The organism is Mycobacterium appelbergii, assembly GCF_032883035.1.
Taxonomy (GTDB): Bacteria; Actinomycetota; Actinomycetes; order Mycobacteriales; family Mycobacteriaceae; genus Mycobacterium; species Mycobacterium appelbergii.
Map to the genome: position 1 here is coordinate 202563 of NZ_JAMQTH010000014.1, position 25523 is coordinate 228085.

Consider the following 25523-nt stretch of genomic DNA (forward strand, 5'->3'; position numbering starts at 1 on the left):
AGCCAACAAGCGATATGAAAGAAGCGCAACCAAGCTCAAGCGCAGGCTTCGCGAAGGTTGACCTCGCCGCTCCGGAACGCGCCGCGCAGCTTCGGCATGAGTTCACGGCCTGGCTGCGCAGACACTTCGCCCTCGATCCGATCAAGGCCAGCGACGTGGTGCTGGCCGTCAATGAGGCGTTGGCCAACGCCGCCGAGTTCGCGTACGTGAGCGCGCACCGTCCCGGCGTCATGCACATGCGGGCCGACTACGACCGTGATGCGGCAACCCTCACGGTGACCGTCGCCGACGAGGGCGCATGGCGGGCCACCGACCACGAGGTCAACAATCCCGCGCGCGGCCGCGGTATCCCCCTGATGCGCGCACTCACCGACCGGGCCACCATCGATCCCACTCCCCACGGCACCCACGTGCGCCTGCAGTGGGATCACATCGCCACGGTGCCGGGCGCCGCGGCCGACGCTCAGAACTGAGGCAGCCGCACCACCTGAACGAAGAATTCGTCGATCTGGCGCACCGCACTCATGAACTGGTCGAGATCAACAGGTTTGGTGACGTAGGCATTGGCATGCAGTTTGTAGCTGCGCAGAATGTCCTCCTCGGCTGAGGAAGTCGTGAGCACGACGATCGGGATATGGCACAGATCGGCGTCGGACTTGATCGTCTCCAGTAGCTGCCTGCCGTCGTACTTCGGCAGATTGAGGTCCAGCAGGATCAGTTCCGGTCTCGGCGCGTTCTTGTGGGCACCTCGCCGGTAGAGGAAGTCCAGGCCCTCTTCGCCATCGTGGGCAACATGCAGATTGTTTTTGATCTTGTTGTGCTCGAAGGCTTCCCGGGTGATGAGCTCATCTCCCGGATCGTCCTCGACCAGCAGGATGTCGATCGCTCGGGATTCTGATGACGTCATGGGGAATTGCCTTCCAGCTGGGCCGCGGGCATACCGTCCGGCACGGTGGTGGGGGTGACGGGCAGGGTGAAACAGAACCGGGTGCCGCCTGTGTACGAGGTGTCGATCCAGATCGCTCCGCCGTGGTGCTCGACGATCTTTTTGGACAGCGCCAGCCCGATTCCGGTGCCGCCGTAGGAGTCACGGCCGTGCAGCCGCTGAAATATGACGAAGACCTTGTCCACAAACTCCTGACCGATACCGATTCCGTTGTCCGCCACGCTGAATACCCAGTTCTCGGAGTTTTCACCCGTGCCTTCGACAAAGTCCACGACGATGCGGGGCGAGATGTTCTCGGAGCGGAACTTCACCGCGTTGCCGATCAGGTTCTGCCACACCATCGTCAGCAGCGTCGGGTCTCCGTCGACCTGAGGTAACGGCCGGGACGGCAGCACCACCTCGGCGCCCGATTCATCGATGGCGGTGGCGAGGTTCCGCAACGCGCTCGCCACCACGGCATTGAGGTCCACCTCGGTGTGGGTTGCGTTGAGCCGCCCGACGCGTGAGAAGGTGAGCAGATCGTTGATCAGCACCTGCATGCGCTTGGCGCCGTCGACGGCGAATCCGATGTATTCGACGCCACGCTCATCGAGCTGGTCACCGTAGCGCTTCTCCAGCAGCTGGCAGAACGAGGCGACCTTTCTCAACGGCTCCTGCAGATCATGGGATGCCACGTAGGCGAACTGCTCGAGTTCGGCGTTGGACCGCCGCAGTTCGACGGCCTGCTCATCGAGCGCGATCCCGGCTGATCGCGCCGCCTCGAGTTCCTCCACGATCCGCTGCCGCATGTCATCGACGTCTGAGGCGATGGCCCGGATGTCTTTGGGCCCACGCCCGATGACGCGTTCGGAGAACTTGCCCTGACTCATTCGCCTGCACGCGCTCGCGAGCGCAGACAGCGGGCGGGTGACCGTCCTGCGCACCAGCACCGCCAGCAACAGCGTCATGACGAAGAAGGCCACGATCATCGCGATCATCACGCCGTCACGCCAGCCGCGTACCTGGGCAAGCTCGTCGAGCGCCGCCGCCCTGGCCTGACCGAGATTCTGGTTCTGCACATCGAACAGCCCACGCAGGCGCTCGAATTCGGCCTCCCCGTCCACCGCGACAGCGGCGGTCGCCTCCGGGCGGCCCGGGATTACGCGCGCAATCAACGGCTCCGCGTATCCAGTTCGCCACGCCGAGGCCGCCCGTTCGATCGCATCGAGGTCGGCGATGAGATCGGTGCGGTCTGCCACGTAGCTCCGGATGCGCTCGGCGGCAAGTGCTTCCGCACGCTGCCCGTCGGTGTAGGGCCTCAGGAACTGGCGGTCGGCCGCGAGCGCGTAACCCCGGACGGCCGTTTCCTGATCGCGCAGCGCCGCCTGCAGCTGGTAGGCGGCGACTCCCGCCGGCTCGATGTGGTTGGTCAGCTCACGCGTCACACCGTCGGTGCGACTCACCAGGAGCACCCCGGCCACCGCACCAGCGAGGACCACCACGCCCATCACCGACAACACGAGATCCTGCCAGCCGCGGACGGTCAATGTCATGTAGCGGATCGTTCCACCCGGATCACCGCTATGTCATCGCTGAGCCCCCCGTGTTGGCCTGCGCGCGACTCCGCCTGGCCGATGAGCGCATCGACGAATTCCGGGCCGGGCAATGCCGCGAGGGAACGCGCCATCGCCAGCAGCCCGTCTTCCCCGAGACGTTCGTCGCCGCGCCCCGAATGGCCCTCGAACAACCCGTCGGTGAGCAATAGCAGCCCATGTCGCTCGGGCAGTTCGAGATGATTGACCGGCCATTCGGTGGCCCCGAGACCCAGGGCGGGCCCGGCCGGAGGTTCCAGCCAGTCGACGGTGTTCCTGCCGTGCAACAGCATGCCGGGATGGCCGGCGCGGACCACGTCGAAACGTCCGCTGTCAGGTTCGAGCACCACGCTGAGCAAGGTCGCGAAAATCCCGCTGCCGGGGCGTTCGGCGGTCAGCACCTGTTCGAGCTGACGCATCCGATCGTTGCCGCGCAGCCCGGCGAATGTGAGCGCCCGCCACCCGATGCGCAAGGCCACCCCCAGCGCCGCCTCATCGGGCCCGTGACCGGCGACGTCACCGATCATCACGTGAACGGCCCCGTTCGGCGTCTGGACCACATCATAGAAATCACCGCCGACCAGGGCGTGCTGCCTGCTGGGTCGCGACTGGGTGACGATGTCGACACCTGGATGCTCCGACAGCACCGGAGACGGCAACAGACCACGTTCGAGCCGCGCGTTCTCCCGCTCGCGCATCCGGCTGGCGTGCAGATCGACCGCGGTGAGCTGGGCGCGTTTGCGCTCGATCGAATACAACACCGCACGGCGCAGCGTCTCCGGGTCGACGCGGCCTTTGACGAGGTAGTCCTGGGCCCCTGAGGCCACCGCTGAGGTTCCGAAATGTTCGTCGTTGAGGCCGGTGAGCACGATGACCGGGATGGTGGCGTCCAGATGGCCCAGGCGGTGCACCGCATCGATGCCGGTCGAGTCGGGCAGGTTCAGATCGAGCAGCACACAGTCCGGCCGGCCGGCCGCCAGACGGCGCTCGGCCTCGGCGATGGACTGCGCCCACTGAAAGTCGATGTCAGGGGCGCCCGCGATGAGTTCTTCGACCAGGAGCGCATCAGCCCGGTCGTCCTCGACGAGCAGCAACGACAGCCGACGTCGGGCCGCCGTATCGACGATGCCCGGACCGGGCTGCACGTATTGCGGATCTAGTGGCGCGCGCATGGGAAATCACGTCCTTCACGTAACGAAGTCACCCGGTCGCGCTGACCCTGCTTTAGTGACGCTTCAGACAATACCCACGCTTGGCGTCGATTCAGTACGTGTCCGGCACATACCGGCGTATCTCGACTGCTCCACTACCACCGCTGTGAGCTACCAGCGCGGGCTCCGCGCCTGGTAGGCAGGATCGATGCTGCGCATGTAGCCGGTGTCGTCGCGATCGGTGATGCCGCAGCGCAGATACTGCTCGTGCAGCGACGCCAGGTTGTCCTCGTCGATCTCCACGCCGAGTCCGGGCGCCGCGGGAACCGGCACCGCACCGTCCCGGAACTCCAGCACCCCAGGCTTGACGATGTCCTCGGTCTTCCAGGGCCAGTGGGTGTCGCACGCATAGGTCAGGTTGGGGGTGGCCGCCGCCAGGTGCACCATGGCCGCCAGGCTGATGCCCAGATGCGAATTGGAATGCATCGACAGTCCGAGCCCGAATGTGTCGCAGATGCCGGCAAGAAGCCGGGAGCGCTGTAACCCACCCCAGTAGTGGTGATCGGAGAGCACGACCCGCACCGACTGTTTCGCCACGGCGGGCGCGAGTTGGTCGAAGGCCACCACACACATGTTGGTGGCCAACGGCATCGGGGCCTGCGCGGCGACCTCGGCCATGCCGTCGAGATCCGGCGTCGGATCCTCGAGATACTCAAGCACTCCGGCCAGTCCCGAAGCCACCTTCACCGAGGTCTGCGGTGTCCAGGCAGCGTTCGGATCGAGCCGCAGCGGGTGATCCGGGAATGCGGTCCGCAGCGCCTCGATGGCCGCCATCTCCTCCTCGGGCGGGAACACCCCACCCTTGAGTTTGATTGCGGTGAACCCGTATTCGTCGATGATGCGACGGGCCTGCGCCACGATCCCGTCCGGATCGAGCGCCTCACCCCAACTGTCGGGTTCCGCACCGGGATGGGCGGCCCACTTGTAGAACAGGTAGGCACTGAACGGCACGGCATCACGGACCGCGCCGCCGAGCAGATCGGATACGGGCCTGCCGGTCGCCTGACCCTGTACGTCCAGACACGCCACCTCGAACGGTGAGAACACCTGGTCCAGCGCGCTGGCGGTGGTGATCATGCCCGCGGTCCCGACCGCGGCGTCGTCACCGCGCAGCCGCTCGCCGATGGCCGAGCGGATAGCGTTGAGCGCAAACACATCCTGACCGGTGATGGCGTCGGCTGCGGCCCGCAACCGTTCCAGGTGCACGGTATCGGCGTAGGTTTCGCCCAGACCGGTCAGCCCCGCATCGGTGTCCAGTTGAATGATCGCCCGCAGCGCAAAGGGCTGGTGCACGCCGACGGTGTTGAGCAGCGGTGGATCGGCGAACGCGATCGGGGTGATCCGCGCTCCGGTGATGCGGATCGAGTGGCGTGCCATCAATGCACGAGCGCGTCGGCGAGCACCGCACGCCCGGCGGCCAGGATGCGGGCCAGTTCAGCGACATCCTCGGGGCTGGCCTCGATCAGCGGGGCCCGTACCGGCCCGGCAGGCAACCCCTCCATCGTGACGCCGGCCTTGATCAACGACACCGCGTACCCGGGCACCTTGTCACGCAGCCGCACCAGCGGATGGAAGAACTCACGCAGCAGTGCGGCGGTCAGCGGCTCGTTGCCGGTTTCCAGTGCCTGGTAGAACGCCAGCGACACGTCGGGGGCGAAGGCGAAGGTGGCCGACGAATACAGTGTCACCCCCAGGGCGCGGTAGGCCTGCTGGGAGACCTCGGCGGTGGGCAGCCCGTTGAAGAACTGGAAGGGCTTGCCCGTCGGTGCCAGCGCATCGGTCACCGCACGCACAATGCGACCGACCTGATCGAAATCTCCTGTGCCGTCCTTGAACCCGACCACGTTGGGCAGCTGGGCCACCTCGATGGCCGAGTCTTCGGTGAAGCGTGCGTTGTTGCGGTTGTAGACCACAACCGGCAGGTCGGTGACGGAGCTGACCTCGCGGGTGTAGGCCACCAGGCCGGACTGCGGCATTTCCACCAGGTAGGGCGGCAGCAGCAACAGACCGTCGGCGCCCGATTCGGCGGCGACCCTGGCGAAGGCCTTCGCCGACGCCAGCGACCCGCCCGCCCCGGCGTAAACCGGCACCCGGCCGGCTACCACATCGACGGCGGTCCGCACCACGGCGCGCATCTCGTCGGGGTCCAGCGCGTGGAATTCTCCTGTGCCACAGCCGATGAAGACTCCGCCGGGGCCGGCTTCGACACCCTTGGCGACGTGCTGGGCGAGTCGGTCCACGTCCACCTCGCCGGTCGGCGTGAGTGGTGTGACGGGGAAGAACAGGACACCGTCGAGCATTGCTTCTACTCCTCTAACGTAGGGGTCGGTCAGTCTTTGGTGAGTTGGCCGTCGACGCGTCGCCACAGGCCATCGGGGTTGCCGTCAGCAATAGCACTGGGCAACAGAGACTTTGGGGCATCCTGGTAGCACACCGGCCGCAGGAATCGTTCGATCGCCCTGGCACCCACCGAGGTGGTGCGGGAATCGGAGGTCGCCGGGAACGGCCCACCATGCACCATGGCGTGGCCGACCTCGACGCCGGTCGGCCAGCCGTTGAACAGGATTCGGCCCGCCTTGAGTTCCAGTACTTCGAGCAGTTCACCTGCGGCGTCGTAGTCGGATTCGTCGGCGTGGATGGTAGCGGTCAGCTGTCCTTCGACGCGGTTCGCGACCCGACTCATCTCGGCAGCGTCAGCACAGCGCACGATCACGCCGGATGCACCGAACACCTCTGCCTGCAACGCCTTTGAACCCAGGAATGCGGTGGTGCCGGTGGTGAACAGCGCTGCGCGGCACGACACGGACGGGCCTTGCGCCTCGGTACCCTGCGCGACGAGTTCGGCCTCGTTCTGCAGCGCCGCCACGCCGTCGCGGTAGGTGTCGGCGATACCGGGGGTCAGCATCGCCGTCGGGGCTGCCGCGGCCACGGCCTCGGCGGCCGCGGCCACGAAGGTGTCCAGGTCGGGCCCGTCCACCGCGATCACCAGGCCGGGGTTGGTGCAGAACTGTCCGGAGCCCAGGGTGAGGGAGCCGACGAACGCGCGACCCAGGTCGGCGCCGTGGCTGGCAAGCGCACCGCCCAGCAGGAACACCGGATTGACGGCGCTCATCTCGGCGTACACCGGGATGGGTTCCGACCTGCCCGCAGCGGCGGACACCAGTGCCATGCCGCCGGCCCGGGATCCGGTGAAGCCCACGGCCTTGATGCGCGGGTCCGTGACCAGGGCTGCGCCGAGGTCCGGGCCGTACCCGTAGAGCAGCGAGAACGTGCCCGCAGGCAGCCCGGCCGATGCGACGGCCTCGGCGATGGCGCGACCGACCAGTTCTGAGGTGCCGGGGTGGGCGTCGTGCGCCTTGACCACGACGGGGCAGCCGGCGGCGAGCGCGGAGGCGGTGTCACCGCCGGCCACCGAGAACGCGAGGGGGAAGTTGCTGGCGCCGAACACCGCGACGGGGCCCAGCGGCACGCTGCGCGCCCGGATATCGGGGCGCGGCAACGGAGTTCGGTCGGGCAGCGCGGGGTCGATGCGGGCCTGGTTCCAGCCGCCTTCGCGCAACACACCGGCGAACAGTCGGAGTTGCCCTGCGGTCCGCCCGACCTCACCGGTGAGCCGGGGGCGGGGCAGCCCGCTCTCCGCGTGCGCGCGGTCGACGAGGGCGTCGCTGATCGACTCGAGGTTGGTGGCGATCGCCTCGAGGAACCGGGCCCGGGTTTCGGCCGTCGTGGAGCGGTACGCGCGGAACGCGTCGTCGGCCGCAGCGCACGCGGCTTCGACGTGTGACGCGTCGCCATAGGCATAGGCCGGTTCGAGCGTCGCACCCGTCTGCGGGTCGATTCCCCGGATCTGAGCGCCCGCGCCGCGTACCGGCGCCCCTGCGATCAACATCTGTCCGGTCAGGTCTGTCGTCTGCACCATGGATGTCATAGTGGCACCGTACGACCCCGATAAATACATGTCCAAGTCAAATTTACGGCTTACTAATCCACTAATTGGATTAGTAGGCGCCTATCTGCCCTGGGTTACGAGGCCCTCGGTTGACCGCGCAATTGGAGCCGCCGCAGCACATCGTCGCCCAGGGCGCGCAATGTCTGATCCGGCGCCGCGGAGATGAGCGTCACACCGTCGGCAACCCCGGCCGCCTCGATGTCGGCGATCAGCCCGGCCAGCCCGTCGACCGTACCGACGTAGCGCACCGCGCCGTCCGCACCGGCCATCGACAGGCGCCGGGCCGACCGGTAGTCGGCGGCCACCGCAACGGTGACATCCAGGATCACCGAGACACCGTCGTCCTCGGCCCGGATACCGACCCGCTTGCGGCGCGCCTGCGCCAGGTCAGGTGCCGAAACCCGCACCGTCGGCAGTTCACCGTCGGTCAGCTCGGCCCAGTCCCCTGCATCTGCCACGAATAGCCGCACCCTGGCCACAGTAGGCCGACCTGTCAGGGCCGCCCATGGTTGCGCTCAGGCGGAATCCAAACCGTTTACGTGGCGTCGCGGACCCGGGTCTTGTAGAGGCTGGCGGCCGTGGTGATGGCCAGCGTCACGATGATCACCCCGAGGCTGGCAAGCGTCGGGATCTCCGGCACGTGCACCGGCTCACCACCGTTGATGAACGGCACTTCGTTCTCGTGCAGCGCGTGCAGCACCAACTTCACCCCGATGAACGCGAGGATGAACGCCAGGCCCTGAGACAGGTACACCAACCGCTTGAGCAGATCGCCCAGCAGGAAGTACAGCTGACGCAGACCCATCAGCGCGAACACGTTGGCCGTGAACACCAGGTAGGGCTCCTGGGTGAGCCCGTAGATGGCGGGGATCGAGTCCAGCGCGAACAACAGGTCGGTGGTGCCCAGCGCGACGATCACCAGGAACATCGGCGTCATCAACCTCGCGCCGTTCTCATGCACCCACAACTTCAGGCCGTCCCACTTGTCGGTGGTCCGCAGGTGCTTGCGGGCGAACCGCACCACGCCGTTGTCGCCGTCGTCGTCATGGTCGGTGTCGCGGACCAGGTTGATCGCGGTGTACACCAGGAACGCGCCGAAGATATAGAACACCCACGAGAACTCGTTGATGGCCACTGCACCGAGTGCGATGAAGATGCCGCGGAAGATCAGCGCCAGGATGATGCCGACCAGCAATGCCTGCTGCTGATAGATCCTCGGCACCTTGAAGCTGGCCATGATGATCAGGAAGATGAACAGGTTGTCCACCGACAGGCTGTATTCGGTGAGCCAACCGGCGAAGAACTCCAGCCCGAACTGGCTGCCGTGGAAGAACCAGACCCACAGCCCGAACGCGATTGCAAGGCCGATGTAGATCGACAGATAGGTCGCGGTCTCACGCGTCGACGGTTCGTGTGGCCGCCGTCCGATCACGATCACGTCGAACAGCAACACCGCGATCGTCACGCTGAGCGTGATGATCCATTCGAGCTGAGTTACCTGCATCAATTACCTCCGGTCGCCGAACACGCCGGAGGTCTCTTCCACCGGCGACTGGGCCGGCCTGCGGCACCGATCGGTTACTGGCGACCGACGTGATGACGACACCGCAGCGAAGGAATACTCCCCTCCGCCGACAAGTGTGCCTGACACCGACCGCGAACCGAAATCGCACCGGGCGCGCCGCACACGCGCTCAGCCGTGTTCACCCGGGCTTAGTAGTTTGTAGTCGTGACAGCTGCGGACGACGGGAACCGGATTCCCGCCCAGTACGTGCTCTCCCCATCCGCCCCCGAGCCGCGCACTCTCATCGACATCCTGCGTGACACCGCTTACCGCTTCCCAGATGCGCCGGCACTGGACGACGGCACCGTTCAGCTCACCTACGCCGAGCTGGTCGCCGACGTCGACGACAGCGTGGCCTGGCTGGCCGCCCGCGGCATCGGCCGCGGGGACCGGATCGGCATCCGGATGCCGTCGGGCAGCTATGCGCTCTACGTCGCGATCCTGTCCGCCCTGGCTGCCGGTGCAGCCTACGTTCCGGTGGACGCCGATGATCCCGACGAGCGCGCCGACCTGGTTTTCGGCGAAGCCAATGTGGTCGGTGTGATCACCGAGGCCGGCCTCGTGCGCGGACCCGGTTCATCGCGGGGCTGGCGCGCCGCCGCGCCACTCGGCCGCGACGACGCCTGGATCATTTTCACCTCGGGATCGACCGGTACCCCGAAAGGTGTTGCGGTGACGCACCGCAACGCCGCGGCGTTCGTTGATGCCGAAGCGGAGATTTTTCTGCGGGACAACCCTCTTGGCCCGGGTGACCGGGTACTGGCCGGCCTCTCGGTGGCGTTCGACGCGTCGTGCGAGGAGATGTGGCTGGCGTGGCGGCACGGCGCCTGCCTCGTTCCGGCGCCACGGTCGCTGGTGCGCAGCGGCATGGACCTCGGTCCGTGGCTGGTGAGCCGCGACATCACCGTGGTGTCCACGGTGCCGACCCTGGCCGCGCTGTGGCCTGCCGAGGCGCTGGAGGCCGTGCGGCTGCTCATTTTCGGCGGCGAGGCCTGCCCACCCGAACTCGCCCAACGGCTGGCGGTGGACGGCCGCGAGGTGTGGAACACCTACGGGCCCACCGAGGCGACCGTGGTGGCCTGTGCCGCCCCCCTCGACGGCCTCAGCCCCGTGAGCATCGGGCTGCCGCTGGCCGGCTGGGACCTGGCGGTCGTCGACAAGGACGAACTGCCGGTAGCCCTCGGTGAGATCGGGGAACTGGTCATCGGCGGCGTGGGCCTGGCCCGTTACCTCGACCCGGACAAGGACGCCGAGAAGTACGCACCCATGCCGACCCTGGGCTGGAGCCGCGCGTACCGCAGCGGTGACCTGGTGCGGCTGGAATCCGACGGGCTGTATTTCCAGGGTCGCGCCGATGACCAGGTCAAGGTCGGTGGACGCCGCATCGAACTCGGCGAGGTGGATTCCGCGCTGGTGAACCTGCCCGGTGTCAGCGGTGGCGCTGCCGCGGTACGCAAAACTGCCAGCGGGACCCCGCTGCTGGTCGGCTATATCGCCAGTACCGACCCGGAGTTCGACCTGGCCGCCGCCCGCGCCACGCTGGCCGAATCGCTGCCCGCCGCGCTGGTGCCCCGCCTCGTGCTGCTCGACGACCTGCCCACGCGCACGTCGGGCAAAGTGGACCGCAACGCGCTGCCCTGGCCGCCCCCCGGCAACCCCGAGCAGGGCGCCCCCGAACTCAGCGGCACCACGGGTTGGCTGGCCGGCCTGTGGCACGACGTGCTTGCCGCGCCGATCGACGGGCCGGAGGCCGACTTCTTCGCACTCGGGGGCGGCTCGCTCTCGGCGGCGCAGCTGGTGGCGGCGTTGCGGCAGCGCTACCCGCAGGTGACCGTGGCCGATCTCTACGATCACCCCCGCCTCGGCTCGCTGGCCGGGTACCTGGACGAACTCAAGCCGCCGCCGCGGGCGCAGACCCGGATGGTCAGACCAACGCCGCGGTTCACCCAGGCCGCGCAGGTGGCATTGTCCCTCCCGCTGGCCACGCTGACCGGCGTGCAGTGGGTGGTGTGGCTGGCGCTGCTGAACAACCTCGCCGCCACCGTGGGGCTGGTGCCGTGGGCGGTGCCCGTCAACTGGTGGTGGCTGCTGGGCGGATTTGTGCTGTTCATCACCCCGCTGGGCCGGATGGGCATCGCGGTGCTGTGCGCCCGGATGCTGCTGGGCGGGCTGGAGCCAGGAACCTACCGGCGCGGCGGCCCGGTACACCTGCGGGTGTGGATCGCCGAGCGGCTGGCCGATGCCAGCGGCGCGGAGAACCTGGCCGGTGCGCCGTGGATGGTCTACTACGCCCGCGCGCTGGGCAACACCGTCGGCAAGGGCGTCGACCTGCACTCGGCGCCCCCGGTGACCGGGATGCTCAAGCTCGGCCACCGCTGCTCGATCGAACCCGAGGTGGATCTGACCGGGCACTGGATCGACGGTGACCTGTTCCACGTCGGGCCGGTGTCGGTGGGCAACGACGCCACCATCGGCGCGCGCTCCACACTGCTGCCCGGCGCCAGCGTCGGTAAGAACGCGGACGTGGCGCCCGGTTCGGCGGTGATCGGAAAGGTCAAGAACGGCCAGTTCTGGCGGGGCTCACCAGCGGTGAAATCCGGCAAGGCGCGTCACCCGTGGCCGGACCACCGACCGCATCGCGCTCCGGTGTGGGTGGTGGTCTACGGGATGACCTCGATCCTGCTGGGCAGCTTGCCGCTGACCGCACTGGCCGTCGGGCTCGCAGTGATCGGCTGGGGCATCCACAACACCACGTCACCGGTCGAGGCGATCCTGCCCGCCCTGGCCTGGACGCCCGTTGCAGCATTGGCGGCACTGGTCAGCTACGCCGTGCTGACCGTGATCGGCGTGCGGGTGCTGTCGCTGCGCCTGTCCGAGGGTTACCACCCGGTGCGCAGCCGCGTGGGCTGGCAACTGTGGGCCACCGAGCGGCTCATGGACGCCGCCCGCAACTATCTGTTCCCGATCTACGCCAGCCTGCTCACCCCGGGCTGGCTACGCCTGCTCGGCGCGAAAGTGGGGGCGGGAACCGAGATTTCGACGGCGCTGTTCACCCCGAAGTTCACCGAGGTGCAGGACGGCGCCTTCCTGGCCGACGACACCATGGTGGCCTCCTACGAACTGGGCGGCGGCTGGATCCATGTCGCGAAAGCCACCATCGGCAAACGCGCATTCCTGGGCAACTCCGGCATCACCCAGCCCGGCCGGAAAGTGCCCGACGATGGATTGGTCGCGGTGCTGTCCGCCACCCCGCACAAGGCCAAGGCGGGGTCATCGTGGCTGGGCAGCCCGCCGGTCCGGTTGCGCCGCAACGCCACCGCGACCGACGTGCTGCGTACCTTCCACCCGTCAAACCGGCTGAAGGTCATGCGCGCCACGGTGGAGACCTGCCGGCTGATCCCGGTGATCATCACCTTCGCCATCGGCATCGCGGTGCTCGGTGCAGCCCAGGCGCTGACCGTCCGGTTCGGCTACCTGTGGGCCGCACTGGCCAGCGGGCTGGTGTTGCTGGCCGCGGGGGCGGTGGCCGGGACGATCGCCGTGATTGCGAAATGGTTGGTGATCGGCCGGATTCGCGCCGTCGAGCATCCGCTGTGGTCGTCGTTCGTGTGGCGTAACGAGGTGTCGGACACGTTCGTCGAGACCGTCGCCGCCCCGTGGTTCGCCCGCGCCGCCAGCGGCACCCCGGTGATGAACCTCTGGCTGCGTGGCCTGGGCGCCTCGATCGGCCGGGGCGTCTGGTGTGAGACCTACTGGCTGCCGGAGGCCGACCTGGTGACCCTGGGCACCGCGGCCACGGTCAACCGCGGTTGCGTGGTGCAGACGCACCTCTTCCACGACCGCATCATGCAGATGGACACTGTTGTGCTCGAAGAAGGTTCGACGCTGGGCCCGCACTGCGTGGCGCTGCCCGCCGCACGGCTGGGCGCCGGCGCCACCGTCGGGCCGGGCTCGCTGGTGATGCGTGGCGACGAGGTGCCTGCCTCGACACGCTGGCAGGGCAATCCGATCGCCCCGTGGAATCTGTTCGGTAAGAAACGCAGCTCCGGGTCGGCCAAGAAAACAGAAGACGCCGCCGCGTGACGCGATCGAAGAAGGCCGCAAAAGCGGCGTTTCCCGCCCCTGTCATCGATCCCTACCTGCCCGGTAACGGCAACTTCGGCTACCGGGTGTCGCGCTATGAACTCGACCTCGAATACAAGGTGGCGATCAACCGGCTGGCCGGATCGGTCACCATCACCGCGGTGACGCTGGCCGCGCTGCGCGTATTCACCCTGGATCTGTCCGACGCGCTGACCGTCTCCAAGGTTTCGGTGAACGGGCGCAGGCCCGCGCAGTTCCGATGTTCGGGCGGAAAACTGCTCATCACACTGTCCTCGGAACTACCTGCCGGGGCCGCGATGTCGGTGGTGGTGCGCTACAACGGGAACCCGCGGCCGATCGACTCCTACTGGGGTGAAGTGGGTTTCGAGGAGCTTTCCAACGGGGCACTGGTGGCCGGACAACCCAACGGGGCCGCATCGTGGTTCCCCTGCGACGACCATCCCAGCTCGAAAGCCAGCTACCGCATCCAGATCAGCACCGACAGCCCGTACCGCGCGATCGCCAATGGCGAGCTGGTGTCACGCAAGGTCCGGGCCGGGCATACTGTGTGGACCTATGAGCAGGCCGAACCGACCTCGAGCTACCTGATCACGCTGCAGATCGGCATGTACGACAGTCACCGGCTGGCCAAATCATCGGTGCCGATGCACGCGGTGTTGCCGCCGGGTTTGCGGCGAGAGTTCGACCACGATTTCGCCCGGCAACCGCAGATGATGAAGCTGTTCGTCAAACTGTTCGGGCCCTACCCGCTGTCCACCGGCTACACCGTGGTGGTGACCGAGGACGACCTGGAGATTCCCCTTGAAGCACAGGGCATCTCGATCTTCGGGGCCAACCACTGCGACGGGCACGGCAACGCCGAACGGTTGATCGCCCACGAACTCGCCCACCAGTGGTTCGGCAATTCGGTGACAGCGCGCCGCTGGCGGGACATCTGGCTGCACGAGGGCTTCGCCTGCTATGCCGAATGGCTGTGGTCGGAGCACAGCGGCGGGCCCACCGCCGAGCACTGGGCACGCCGCTACTACCAGCGGTTGGCCGATTCGCCGCAGGATCTGCTGCTGGCCGATCCGGGGCCGAAAGACATGTTCGACGACCGGGTGTACAAACGCGGGGCGCTGACGTTGCACACGTTGCGCGGCCGCCTCGGTGACGACAAATTCTTTGCGCTGCTGCAGGATTGGACTACGCGCTACCGCCACAGCACCGCGTTCACCGGTGACTTCACCGGGCTGGCCGCCGGATACACCAGCGAGTCACTGCAGCCGCTGTGGCAGGCCTGGCTGTATTCGAAAGCGCTGCCCGAGCTATGACCGACGGTGGCGGCCTACCTGCTGCCGGCGGCGCGGTCACCCGCGGCAGCGTCGCCCGCGTCGGCGTCGCCACCGCGATCACCGCGATCTGCGGCTACGCGGTGCTCTACCTGGCGGCCCGCGATCTCGAACCGGAGGGGTTTTCGGTCTTCGGCGTGTTCTGGGGCGCGTTCGGTCTGGTCACCGGGGCCGCCAACGGCCTGTTGCAGGAGGCCACCCGCGAAGTCCGCTCGGCACCGTACGCCGGGGTGGCCGCCGAGCCCCACACCCATCCGATGCGGGTGGCCGCGATGGTGGGTGTCGTCGCGGCGATGGTGATCGCCGGGAGCTCACCGTTGTGGGCCTCGCAGGTGTTCGTCGAATCGCGAGCCCTGAGCGTGGCGCTGCTCAGCATCGGACTGGCCGGGTTCTGCCTGCACGCCACCCTGCTCGGCATGCTGGCCGGGGTGAACCGGTGGACCGAATACGGAGCCCTGATGGTCACCGACGCCGGTATCCGGGTGGCGGTGGCAGCGGCGACCTTCGCGCTCGGTTGGGGGCTCGTCGGGTTCCTGTGGGCCACCGTAGCCGGCGCGGTGGCGTGGCTGATCATGCTGCTCACGTCTCCGGCGTCACGAAGTGCGGCCCAGCTGGCCACCTCGGGAGGCACCGCGACCTTCTTGCGCGGCACCGCCCATTCGATCGCCGCCGCAGGTGCCAGCGCCGTTCTGGTGATGGGCTTCCCGGTGCTGTTGAAGGCCACTTCGGGCGATCTGGGCGCGACCGGCGGCGTGGTGATCCTGGCGGTGACGCTGACCCGGGCCCCGCTGCTGGTGCCGCTGACCGCGATGCAGGGCAATCTGATCGCCCATTTCGTCGATCAGCGCAGCGCCCGCCTGCGCGCACTGCTGGTCCCGGCCACAGTGGTGGCAGGCCTGGGCGCCATCGGTGTGCTGGCCGCCGGGGTGCTCGGACCGTGGCTGCTGCGGGTGGCGTTCGGCGAGGAGTACCTCGCCGCGGGCGAACTGCTGGCCTGGTTGACCGCGGCGGCCGTGGCGATCGCGATGCTGACGCTGACGGGTGCCGCGACGGTGGCCGCCGCGCTGCACCGGGCATACGCGCTCGGCTGGATCATCGCCACCGTCACCGCGGTCGGGTTGCTGCTGCTGCCGCTGGCGTTGGAGACGCGCACGGTGATCGCCCTGCTGGGCGGCCCTCTGGTGGGAATCGCGGTGCATCTGACCGCGCTTGCCCGGCAGGCACCTGCCCCTTCGGAGCGGCTCCGGCCGCGACATTGAGCTTCAGTGTATTTTGGTGCCCATCGACATGGCCTACCACGACGTTTGGATCGTCATCCCCGCCTACAACGAGGCGAGCAGCATCGGCGACGTCATTGCTGACGTTCGTTCGGTATTCGCTCACGTGGTGTGTGTCGACGACGGCAGCCGCGACGACACGGCCGCCCTTGCCCTGGCGGCGGGCGCGCACGTAGTCCCCCATCCGGTGAATCTGGGGCAGGGCGCGGCGATCCAGACGGGCGTGGAGTACGCGCGCAGCCGCCCCGGTGCCCGCGTCTTCGCCACCTTCGACGCCGACGGCCAGCATCAGGTCAAAGACGTGGTCCGGATGATCGACCGGCTCGACTCCGACGACGTCGACCTCGTCGTCGGCACCCGGTTCGCCGGCCGGGAGATTCAAGCCGTCACCCAGACACCTGCGTTGAAGCGGGTCATCCTGCGCGCCGCGGCGTTCCTGAGCCCGCAGAGCCGGGCGCTGGGGCTGACCGACGCGCACAACGGGCTGCGGGTGTTCAACAAGAAGGTCGCCGACGCACTCAACCTCACCATGAATGGGATGAGCCACGCCGGTGAGTTCATCACGCTGGCATACGAAAACCGTTGGCGGGTGGCCGAGGAACCGGTCGAGATCCTGTACACCGACTATTCGAAGTCGAAGGGCCAACCGCTGCTCAACGGCGTCAACATCGTCTTCGACGGACTGTTACGCAGGAGGCTTACCCGATGAACTGGATCCAGGCACTGTTGATCGTGTCAGTGCTGGCGCTGCTGGTGTACCTGTTGCGTTCGCGCACCAGCGCCCGATCCAAAGCGTGGGTGAAGGTCGGTTACGTGCTGTTCGTGTTCGCGGGTATCTACGCGATCCTGCGGCCCGACGACACCACCGTGGTGGCCAATTGGCTTGGTGTGACACGCGGTACCGATCTGATGGAGTACGTGCTGATCATCGCGTTCGCCTTCGTCACGCTCAGCACCTACATGCGGTTCAAGGACATCGAACTGCGCTACGCCAGGCTGGCCAGGGCGGTGGCGCTGCAGAACGTCCGGGTGCCCACTACCGACTGAGCAGCGTCGTCAGCAACCCGATCCGGGCATCCTCCAACTCCGGCTGCGGCAACACCGCCCGCACGATCGCGGCACCGTCGAAGGCATTGATGAGGACGGCGAGCACCGCGGCGAAGTCATCCTCGGGGAACTGGTCGGCGCCGGGCACCGACGTGGCGGTCTCATAGATGTTGGCGGCGTACTCGGACAGGACGTCCTGCAGGGTGGCCCTGAGCTTTTCGTCGGTACGCGCGGCGACCATCAGCTCATACATCACGGTGTTGGTGTCGTTGGCCGTGACATCGCGGACGATCCTCAGCACCGCCTCCAACGGTGGCTGCTCGGCCGGGATCTCGGTGACCAGCTTGGTGAACAGCTCCAGTTGCCTGCGCATCACTTCATAGGCGGTGGCCGCCATGAAGTCACCCATGGTGGAAAAGTGCCGGAACAGTGCACCGTCGGAAACCTTGGCCCGCCTGGCGATGACCGCCGCCGAGGCGCGGGCGTAGCCGACCTCGATGATGGTCTCGATGCTGGCATCGAGCAGGCGGGCAACGGTTTCCTCGCGACGTTGCTGCTGGGTTCTGGCCATGTCAGACAGGCGTTTTCACACGTCGGTCAGCGCCCGCACGCAGGTAACGGCCGGACTTCACGGTCTTACCATAGCCGTCGCGGAACTGCCCGTTGCGGAACACCACGGCCCCGTTGACCGCGGTGGCCACGATCGCGTCGTCGTTGCGGTTGACCATGCGACTCAGGCCGCCGTAGAAGGGAACCGTCTCCTCGTGATAGCCGTCCACCGCGTCGTCGAGACCCTTCGGATCGATGACCACGAAATCGGCCCGCTCCCCTTCCCGCAGAGTGCCCGCGTCGACACCGAACCAGTCGGCAACCTCGGCTGTCAGCCGGTAGACCGCGTGTTCGGTGGTCAGAAACGGACGCCCGGCCAGCTGTGCGTCGCGGACACGTTTGAGCAGCCGCAGCGCGTAGTTGTAGAAGGCCATGTTGCGCAGGTGCGCACCGGCATCCGAGAACCCCATGTGCACGGACGGCTCTTTGGCCAGCTTGTCGAGCTGCCGGGGGCGGTGGTTGGCCACGATCGTGGTCCATCGAACATTTCGTTCACCATTCTCGACGAGCACGTCCAAAAAGGCGTCGAGCGGGTGCAGGCCTCGCTCCTGCGCGATCTGGCCGAAGCTCTTGCCGATCAGTGTCCCGTCGGGGCATTGGACGATGGTGGCGTCGTGAAAGTCCCGGTGCCACAGGGTGGGACCGAGCTTGCGCCGGTCAAAGGACTTGCGGAACCGGTGTCGGTACTCGGGGTCGGCGAGCAGCTTGTTGCGTTCCAGTTGGTCCTTGAGGTGCAGGGCCGCGGTGCCGGCACCGAACTCTTCGAACACCGGCAGATCGATTCCGTCCGAATACAATTCGAACGGCACCGGCAGATGCTGGAAGCGGACTTTGGCATCCAGGATCCGGTTCAGCAGCCGGGTGCCCGGGCCGAGAACCTTGACGGCCCCCGGTGAGGACTTGGCGTCGGCCGAAACCAGCAGGCTCACCCGCACCCCGCGGCGGCGGCCGAACATACCGCTGCTCTGCAAGAAGAAGTTCAGGGCTTCCTGAGCCTTGGCGACATTCGGGGCGCTCTGCAGCACACGACCCCGCTTGCGCAACACCTTGATCAACCGTTTGCGTTCGCGCCAGGTCGCGAAGGTCGACGGCAGCGCGCGGGACCGGAACCGGTCGCCGTCGAGTTTGTCGATCGCGGCATCCATCCCGGACATGCCGAGCAGGCCGGCATCCATTGCCTCCTCAAGCTTCTCTGCCATGGTTTCCAGCTCGGCGTCGGTGGGTGTCACGCCCCTGGTGGTGGCGCGGTCCAGGCCGAGCACCGAGGTGCGCAGGTCCGAATGGCCAAGCAGCGAGCTGATATTCGGTCCCAGCGGCAGACTGTCGATGGCGTCGATGTACTCGGCCGGATTTGTCCAGGTGCGGTTCTTCTCCAACGCGCCGAGCACGAATTTGCGCGGCACCGCCTCGACGCGGCTGAACAGGTCGGCGGCGTCCTCGGTGTCGGCGTAGACGGTCGACAGCGAGCACATGCCCAGCAGGACGGTGGTGACGCCGTGGCGCACCGACTCACGCAGGCCGGGGTCGAGCAGGACCTCGGCGTCGTAATGGGTGTGCACGTCGATGAATCCGGGGACCACCCACTTTCCCGCCGCGTCGATGACATCGGGGCAGCCGGTCTCATCGAGGGGATCGACCGACACGGCGGCCACCACGCCATCGCGAATGCCCAGCGTGCGGACCTTTGGAGGGCTGCCGGTGCCGTCGAACCACAGGCCGTTGCGGACGATCACGTCATAGGGCATGACGTCACGCTAGCGCTAAAAGTGAGTACTCACAATCTTTTCTACCGGGGATTGTTGCGGAAAAAATCAACCGTCTTCTCGATACCCGGTCCCAGCTCGACGTGCGGCTGCCAGCCCAGCACCTCGCGCGCCCGGGTGATGTCCAGCTTGGAGCGTCGCAAATCCCCCAACCGCGGCGGATGGAACTCCGGCTCATCCCGCGCCCCGACCGCCGTGGCGATGGCCGAATGCAGTTCGCGTGTCGAGGTTTCCACCCCGGTGCCGACGTTGAAGCGCTGCCCACCGCCGTGGGTTCCCGACGCCTTCACGAACGCGTCCACCACATCGTCGACGTAGACGTAGTCCCGGGTGTCGGTGCCGTCGCCGAAGATCTTGGTCGCACGCCCGGCCAGCAGAGCCTGGGCGAAAATCGCCACCACCCCCGCCTCGCCGTGCGGATCCTGCCGCGGGCCGTAGACGTTGGCGGGCGCGATGTGCGAGCAGTCCAGGTCGTACAGGTTGCGATACATGTTCAGGTACACCTCGCCGGCGACCTTGCCCGCGGCATATGGCGAGGCCGGGTCGGTCGCGATGTCCTCGCTGGTCGGGTACGTCGGCGGGGTGCCGTAGACCGAGCCGCCCGATGAGGTGTGCACGATCTTGCGCACGCCGGCCCGACGCGCGGCCTCAGCCAGCCGGACGGTGCCGACGACATTGACCGTGGCATCGCGCTGCGGGTCATCTACCGAGCGCTTCACCGAGATCTGGGCCGCCAGATGAAAGACGACCTCGGGTCTGGTCTCGGCGAGCAGGCCCGACAGGTCCGCGTCGACGATGTCGGCCTTCACGAACTCGAAGTCGTCGCTTGCCTCCGCGCCGGTCATGTTCTCCGCGCGCCCCGAACTGAGGTCGTCAAGTCCGATGACTCTGTGCCCATCGGACAGCAGCCGGTCCACCAGCGTCGATCCGATAAAGCCTGCCGCTCCGGTCACCAGTGTTCGCACGGGCACACCATACCGACGGCGGCTATGGACCCGCTCGGTCCGTACAGTCGGCAAGAGTGAACTGGGTCGCCCGCACCGCTGCTGCGCTGATCGTGCTGCAATTGGTGGTCCGGGCAGTGCTGGCGTTCGGCGGCTACTTCTACTGGGACGACCTCATCCTGGTCGGGCGCGCCGGTACCCAGGATCTGCTGTCCCCGTCATTCCTGTTCGACGATCACGACGGCCACGTCATGCCTGCCGCGTTCCTGATATCCGGGGTGATCACGCGGCTGGCCCCGTTGAACTGGGTGCTGCCTGCGCTGAGCCTGATCGTGCTGCAGCTGCTGGCCTCGCTGGCGTTGCTGCGGGCGCTGTGGGTGATCCTGGGCTGGCGTCCGGTACTGCTGCTGCCGTTGACGTTCGCATTGTTCACCCCGCTGGGTGTGCCGGGCTTCGCCTGGTGGGCGGCCGCGCTCAACTCGCTGCCGATGCTGACCGCGATGGCATGGGTGTGCGCCGAGGTGGTGCTGCTGGTCCGCACCGGGTCGTCTCGGTACGCGATCACCGGGCTGCTGGTGTACTTCGGCGGGTTGTTGTTCTTCGAGAAGGCCGCGGTGATTCCGTTCGTCGCATTCGCGGTGGTGGCGCTGCTGGGCTACGTGACCGGGTCGTTCGGTCTGGGCGACGTGTGGCGCCGCGGAATCCGGTTCTGGACGGGTTCGCTGGCACTGACGCTCGCCTGGATCGGGGTGTATCTCGTTGTCGTCGACCAGAAGCGGTGGAGTTTCGACCTCTCGATGACCTGGGATCTGCTGAGCCGGTCGGTGACCCATGGCATCGTCCCGGGCCTGGTCGGCGGGCCGTGGTCGTGGCAACGCTGGGCCCCGGCCTCGCCGTGGGCGACCCCGCCGGTGAGCGTGATGGTGCTGGGCTGGATAGGCCTGGCGGCTGTGGTGGCGGTGGCGCTGGTCCGCAAACAGCGAATCTGGCCCGTACTCGCGGTGGCGCTGGGCTACGCGATCGCCTGCCAGGTGCCCATCTACCTGATGCGCTCATCGCAGTTCACCGCACTCGAACTGGCACAGGCACTGCGATACCTCCCGGACCTGGTGGTGGTGCTGACACTGCTGGCGGCCGTGGGGTTGTGTGCGCCCAACCGAAAGTCCCCGCGGCTGGACGCTTCAGTGCCCCGCACTGTTGTAACAGTCTGTCTGGCCGCGGCTTTCGTGGCCAGCAGCCTGTTTTCGACGCTGACGTTCCTGCGGGTGTGGCGGGACAACCCCGCCCAGTCTTATCTGCAGAACGCCCAGGCCGGGCTGGCGATGGCCTCGGCGGCGCCGCAGTTGGACCAGGAAGTCGACCCGCTCGTGCTGCAGCGGGTGGCCCACCCCGAGAATCTGGCCAGCCACATGTTCGCCCTGGTCCGGGCCAGGCCCGAATTCGCCCCGGCGACAACCGAACTGCGCATGTTCGACCGCAACGGTCACCTGGTCAACGCGCAGGTGACCTGGGTGCGTGCCCTCACCGAGGGCCCGGCACCGCAGTGCGGGTACCTGGTGCAGCCGGACTTCCCGGTGCAGATGCCCCTGGACGGGCCGCTGCTGCCCGCCGACTGGACCGCCGAGATCAACTACCTGGCCAACAGCGATGGCTCACTGACCATGTCCCTGGCCGACGGTCCGGAAGCCAAGGTGCCCGTGCACCCCGGGCTCAACCGCGTATACGTCCGACTCCCGGGAGCCGGCACCGCGATCAACGTGCGCGCCAACACCGCCGCCCTGTCGGTGTGCATCTCCCCCGGACCCGTCGGATTCCTGGCACCGAGGTAGCCGCAGGGTGACCGCGGGCGTAAATCCTCGACACCACCCGCACCTGGGTCGATAACATGGTCAAGTCATTACCGGGGGACGGCGCCTTGTCTGGCTGGCAGTCCTGGCCACTCTCCCGTAGGACATCACACGTCTGTCGTGGTTCCTCGGTTGGCCACTCGGACTGTCGGACGCGATGTTCACCAGCCTGCACGATCCGCCCATGCTCCCCACCCTGGGATTGGCACTGGCCTTGCTATCCACGGGAGCGGCCGCCCTGACCCATGGTCTGGTCCGCACGATGGGCGAGGTCTTTCCCCGCTAGATCTGGTTTCTCGCCGGGCGGCGCGTCCCACCGCTGTTGACGATCAATCCGGCCAGCATCGTCGCTGTCTCGCTGTCACCGGCATTGATGAGTGCGTCATGACTTCGACTATGGCAGTGAGATCACCGCCCGCACGGCCTTATGGTGGGACGTCAACCGACGCCCCGACGACCAGAGTCGGCGCCGCGGGAAGGTATTCATCCGGCTCCCGGCCGCGAACGACGGCCGCGATGTAGTCCGCCGCAGCGCGCGCATGAGCAGCGAGGTGAACGTCCACGGTGGTCAGGGTGGGTTGTGAGTACAACGACAGCCTGGTGTGGCCGAGGCCCATCACCGAAACATCCTGCGGGACCCGCTTGCCCACGGCATGCACCCCACTGATGGCGCCGACGGCCATGGAGTCGGCTGCGGACAGGATCGCGGTGACTTTCGGATGATCTGTCATCAACTGCTCGGTCGCCGCCCGACCGGATTCCGGGAAGTATTCGGCGTGTCTGACGTGCACCTGCACACCAGCACTGCGCAGTGCGTTCTCCATGCCGCGCAACCTCTGGATCGTTGTCTCGCTCCTCGGCGCACCCGTGACGATGCCCACGTGTTCGTGCCCGAAGCTGACGATGTGCTCAGCCATGAGCTTGCCAACTGCTTCGTTGTCGGCGGTGAAGGACGGGACACCTTCAAGCCGAGGAGACATGGTCACGACAACCACGCCAGATGCGGTTATCTGCTTCACCAAAGCCTCAAACTCTTTGGCATACGTGATCTGGTCAAAGCCCCCGCCAGCGATGATCAAACCGTCGACACGCTGCTCCCACAGGCGCCGGCACTGATCCAGTTCGAGCTTGGCGGACCGCTGCATGTTGGAAACGATCGCCAACATCGAATGCGCCTCTTCGGCTCTGACCGTCACCGATTCGGCGATTTCTCCGAAATAAGGGTCCAGCATGTCGCCGACGACGCATCCCACGGTGTTACCACTGCCGCGGCGCAGGTTACGGGCCACGATGTTCGGAACATAGTTCAACTCAGCGGCGGCGGCCCGCACGCGCTCTGCCAAATCCTGGTTCACGGACGGCTCCGCGCGCAGCGCTCTCGCGGCCGTGGCCACCGAGACTCCTGCGCGGCCCGCTACGTCAATGACGGTTGCCTGCTTCACGCGACGTTCACGATGCGCCATCTCGAACTTGCCTCCCGAACCCCTGCTTCCTCCCAGCCCTCTGTGCCGGCCGAGGGAGCCTATCGCCGACTCTCATCGCCCCTGAAATTGCGGGACCCTCCCTTCAGCGAAGGCCCGACGACCCTCGATTCTGTCCTTCGTGTCCCGCAGACTTCCCCACACGAACAGCTCCAGTTCAAGTGCTGAAGCCAACGGCATCGCCATGCCCTCGCGAACAACCCGCTTGATAGCACGCACCGCCAGAGGTCCATTGCGCGCGATACGGTCGGCCACTTCCCGCGCTCGCGGAAGCAATCTCTCGGGCGTTTCCACTTCGCTCACCAGACCACATGCCAGCGCCTTGGCGGCGTCGATGCGGTCGCCGGTCAAGAGCAACTGCATCGCGACAGACTGCGGTATGGCCCGCGGCAGGTGCTGGGTGCCGCCTCCCCCCGGGATCGTGCCGTGCCGAACCTCTGCGAGACCCAGCTCAGCATTGGACGACGCGAGCCGGATGTCACAGGCCAAGGCCATCTCCATTCCCCCGCCGATGGCGTAACCGTTGATTGCGCAGACGATGGGCTTATCAATGTCCATCCCCGCGAGAAGATGGTTGGACTCCGCCGAACCGAAAGTCAGCTCGGCAAAACTCTCAGGAGGAGGCATGGTGCGCTTCAAGTCGGCCCCAGCGCAGAAAGCCTTGGTCCCGGCCCCTGTCACCAGCGCTACGCGGATGTCGTCGTCACAGCCGACTCGCTGCCACGCCTCACGCAAATCACGTCGCATTTGCGCATCGATCGCGTTGAGCGCCTCGGGTCGATTCAACGTAATCTCGGCGACACCATCGTTTACCACCACATCAACGGGCACGTGCCTGCTCCTTCACGACAAGGTTTGGCGAATAAAACGAAGATCGGCACATCGCTCACAGACTCACCGGGTCGCTGTGCTCGTATTCCAACAGACCAGCGCGCTCCAGGGCAGTACGAATGTTCTGCTTGCGCTGAGCTGAGACTTGCACCGCAGGCATACGCACTCGAGAAGACGGAATCTGCCCCAGTTGGACCAGTGCCTCCTTTGTCGCACTCGCTTCACTCGCCAATCCCCGTGGGACTTGATTTTCGAAGACAGCATCCATCAGAGGAAGACACGACCGGACAAAAAGATCCCGGGCGTGTTCCAACCGATCCTTCTCGACGAGTTGCAGCAAGTCCGCCCACAGCCTCGGCTGGATCGCACCAATGCCGATCAGGGCACCGTGCGAACCGTGCAGGAGCATGCCCAACATCCCCGGCGCATCAGTAGCGATGAGGACACGCGTCTTTTCTGACAGCAGGTCCCATAGTTCGGTGTAATCCGTGATATCAACTGAAGCGGCCTTGACGGCTACCACATGATCAACTTCAACCAATCGCGACAACACATCGAGCGAGTACGCCGAACCCGTGTAAGCCGGATACTGGTGAACGATCATCGGCAAGCCGACTCGCCTATCCAGCTCGGAAAAGAAGTGCAGCACTGATTCAGCATTCGATGCAAGCCGACGGTACGGCCGCACGTCCACCGGCGGCAGGACCAGCAGACCGTCTGCGCCGGCGGCTTTGGCCTGCAGACCCTGTTCCACCAGATCCTCAGCGTGGTAACCGAAAATACCGCTGTACACCGTCTGATCCTGGGTGCAGTTCTTCTTCGCTACGGTGATCACTTCCGCGCGCTCCCGGGCGTTCAGCGTGAGAAGCTCACCCAGGTGTCCGTTGACGGCCAGGCCACGGACACCATCGACTGCCGCTGTTGCACCCAGATGTGATTCCAACGCCGGAAAATCGATCTCCAGACTGCTGGCAAACGGCGTTACCGTCGCGGGATAAAGCCCAGTTGGCTCTGCCTCGTTCATCACGAAATCTCCTTGTTATTCGAA

The 25523-nt window shown here is 66.6% G+C and carries 21 protein-coding genes; 7 read left to right on the top strand and 14 right to left on the bottom strand.

What is annotated here, in order from left to right; genetic code table 11:
- The first annotated feature begins 14 nt into the window (after nt 1-14).
- Nucleotides 15-473, top strand: coding sequence for an ATP-binding protein (locus M1247_RS28430; RefSeq protein WP_317159745.1), 459 nt, complete (start codon nt 15-17; stop codon nt 471-473).
- On the opposite strand, the gene M1247_RS28435 is transcribed toward M1247_RS28430, so the two are convergent.
- The 8 genes from M1247_RS28435 to M1247_RS28470 all read right to left on the bottom strand — a co-directional run bounded on the left by M1247_RS28435 (nt 464) and on the right by M1247_RS28470 (nt 9181).
- A complete protein-coding gene (locus M1247_RS28435) occupies nt 464-907 on the bottom strand; it encodes a response regulator (protein WP_317159746.1) in 444 nt (147 codons plus the stop codon). The two genes, M1247_RS28430 and M1247_RS28435, sit on opposite strands and share 10 nt — an antisense overlap.
- Entirely contained in the window at nt 904-2478 is a 1575-nt protein-coding gene (locus M1247_RS28440; RefSeq protein WP_317159747.1) for a sensor histidine kinase, read from the bottom strand. Before M1247_RS28440 ends, M1247_RS28435 begins: the two co-directional genes overlap by 4 nt.
- Entirely contained in the window at nt 2475-3689 is a 1215-nt protein-coding gene (locus M1247_RS28445) for a PP2C family protein-serine/threonine phosphatase (protein ID WP_317159748.1), read from the bottom strand. Before M1247_RS28445 ends, M1247_RS28440 begins: the two co-directional genes overlap by 4 nt.
- Nucleotides 3690-3839: 150 nt before the next feature.
- On the bottom strand, nt 3840-5105 hold the full coding sequence (locus M1247_RS28450) for a glucarate dehydratase family protein (RefSeq protein WP_317159749.1): 1266 nt from the start codon (nt 5103-5105) through the stop codon (nt 3840-3842).
- A complete protein-coding gene (locus M1247_RS28455) occupies nt 5105-6028 on the bottom strand; it encodes a 5-dehydro-4-deoxyglucarate dehydratase (protein ID WP_317159750.1) in 924 nt (307 codons plus the stop codon). Before M1247_RS28455 ends, M1247_RS28450 begins: the two co-directional genes overlap by 1 nt.
- A 29-nt stretch (nt 6029-6057) precedes the next feature.
- Nucleotides 6058-7656 carry an aldehyde dehydrogenase (NADP(+)) gene (locus M1247_RS28460; RefSeq protein ID WP_317159751.1) on the bottom strand — a complete coding sequence of 533 codons (1599 nt, stop codon included), beginning with the start codon at nt 7654-7656 and terminating at the stop codon, nt 6058-6060.
- Between the two features lie 95 nt (nt 7657-7751).
- Entirely contained in the window at nt 7752-8135 is a 384-nt protein-coding gene (locus tag M1247_RS28465; protein ID WP_317159752.1) for a hypothetical protein, read from the bottom strand.
- A gap of 77 nt (nt 8136-8212) precedes the next feature.
- On the bottom strand, nt 8213-9181 hold the full coding sequence (locus M1247_RS28470; RefSeq protein WP_317159753.1) for a TerC family protein: 969 nt from the start codon (nt 9179-9181) through the stop codon (nt 8213-8215).
- A 225-nt stretch (nt 9182-9406) separates the two neighbouring features.
- On the opposite strand from M1247_RS28470, the gene M1247_RS28475 reads away from it, so the two are divergent.
- The 5 genes from M1247_RS28475 to M1247_RS28495 are packed head-to-tail and all read left to right on the top strand — an operon-like array spanning nt 9407 to nt 17000.
- Nucleotides 9407-13324, top strand: a complete 3918-nt coding sequence (locus tag M1247_RS28475) for a Pls/PosA family non-ribosomal peptide synthetase (protein WP_317159754.1) — start codon at nt 9407-9409, stop codon at nt 13322-13324.
- Complete coding sequence (locus tag M1247_RS28480; RefSeq protein WP_317159755.1) at nt 13321-14658, top strand: M1 family metallopeptidase; 1338 nt, start codon at nt 13321-13323, stop codon at nt 14656-14658. The genes M1247_RS28475 and M1247_RS28480 overlap by 4 nt, the downstream gene beginning before the upstream one ends.
- A complete protein-coding gene (locus M1247_RS28485; RefSeq protein WP_317159756.1) occupies nt 14655-15935 on the top strand; it encodes a lipopolysaccharide biosynthesis protein in 1281 nt (426 codons plus the stop codon). The genes M1247_RS28480 and M1247_RS28485 overlap by 4 nt, the downstream gene beginning before the upstream one ends.
- Nucleotides 15936-15963: 28 nt before the next feature.
- Complete coding sequence (locus M1247_RS28490; protein ID WP_317159787.1) at nt 15964-16662, top strand: polyprenyl-phospho-N-acetylgalactosaminyl synthase PpgS; 699 nt, start codon at nt 15964-15966, stop codon at nt 16660-16662.
- Nucleotides 16659-17000, top strand: coding sequence for a DUF2304 domain-containing protein (locus M1247_RS28495; RefSeq protein ID WP_317159757.1), 342 nt, complete (start codon nt 16659-16661; stop codon nt 16998-17000). Before M1247_RS28490 ends, M1247_RS28495 begins: the two co-directional genes overlap by 4 nt.
- Here the strand turns inward: M1247_RS28495 and M1247_RS28500 are convergent.
- From M1247_RS28500 to M1247_RS28510, 3 genes are read right to left on the bottom strand one after another with little or no spacing between them, the layout of a single operon-like run.
- On the bottom strand, nt 16990-17571 hold the full coding sequence (locus M1247_RS28500; protein WP_317159758.1) for a TetR/AcrR family transcriptional regulator: 582 nt from the start codon (nt 17569-17571) through the stop codon (nt 16990-16992). The two genes, M1247_RS28495 and M1247_RS28500, sit on opposite strands and share 11 nt — an antisense overlap.
- Before the next feature lies 1 nt (nt 17572).
- Nucleotides 17573-19354: an N-acyl-D-amino-acid deacylase family protein gene (locus tag M1247_RS28505; RefSeq protein WP_317159759.1), complete on the bottom strand. Its 1782-nt coding sequence runs from the start codon at nt 19352-19354 to the stop codon at nt 17573-17575.
- 41 nt (nt 19355-19395) lie between these two features.
- Nucleotides 19396-20337: a GDP-mannose 4,6-dehydratase gene (locus M1247_RS28510; RefSeq protein WP_317159760.1), complete on the bottom strand. Its 942-nt coding sequence runs from the start codon at nt 20335-20337 to the stop codon at nt 19396-19398.
- A 56-nt stretch (nt 20338-20393) separates the two neighbouring features.
- On the opposite strand from M1247_RS28510, the gene M1247_RS28515 reads away from it, so the two are divergent.
- Complete coding sequence (locus M1247_RS28515; RefSeq protein ID WP_317159761.1) at nt 20394-22145, top strand: hypothetical protein; 1752 nt, start codon at nt 20394-20396, stop codon at nt 22143-22145.
- 443 nt (nt 22146-22588) lie between these two features.
- On the opposite strand, the gene M1247_RS28520 is transcribed toward M1247_RS28515, so the two are convergent.
- The 3 genes from M1247_RS28520 to M1247_RS28530 form a co-directional block, all read right to left on the bottom strand.
- Nucleotides 22589-23626 carry a LacI family DNA-binding transcriptional regulator gene (locus tag M1247_RS28520; protein WP_317159762.1) on the bottom strand — a complete coding sequence of 346 codons (1038 nt, stop codon included), beginning with the start codon at nt 23624-23626 and terminating at the stop codon, nt 22589-22591.
- Between the two features lie 72 nt (nt 23627-23698).
- Nucleotides 23699-24475 (bottom strand): enoyl-CoA hydratase/isomerase family protein, encoded by a 777-nt coding sequence (locus M1247_RS28525; RefSeq protein ID WP_317159763.1) that lies wholly within the window; start codon nt 24473-24475, stop codon nt 23699-23701.
- 55 nt (nt 24476-24530) lie between these two features.
- Nucleotides 24531-25499, bottom strand: coding sequence for a dihydrodipicolinate synthase family protein (locus M1247_RS28530; protein ID WP_317159764.1), 969 nt, complete (start codon nt 25497-25499; stop codon nt 24531-24533).
- Nucleotides 25500-25523: the final 24 nt, after the last annotated feature.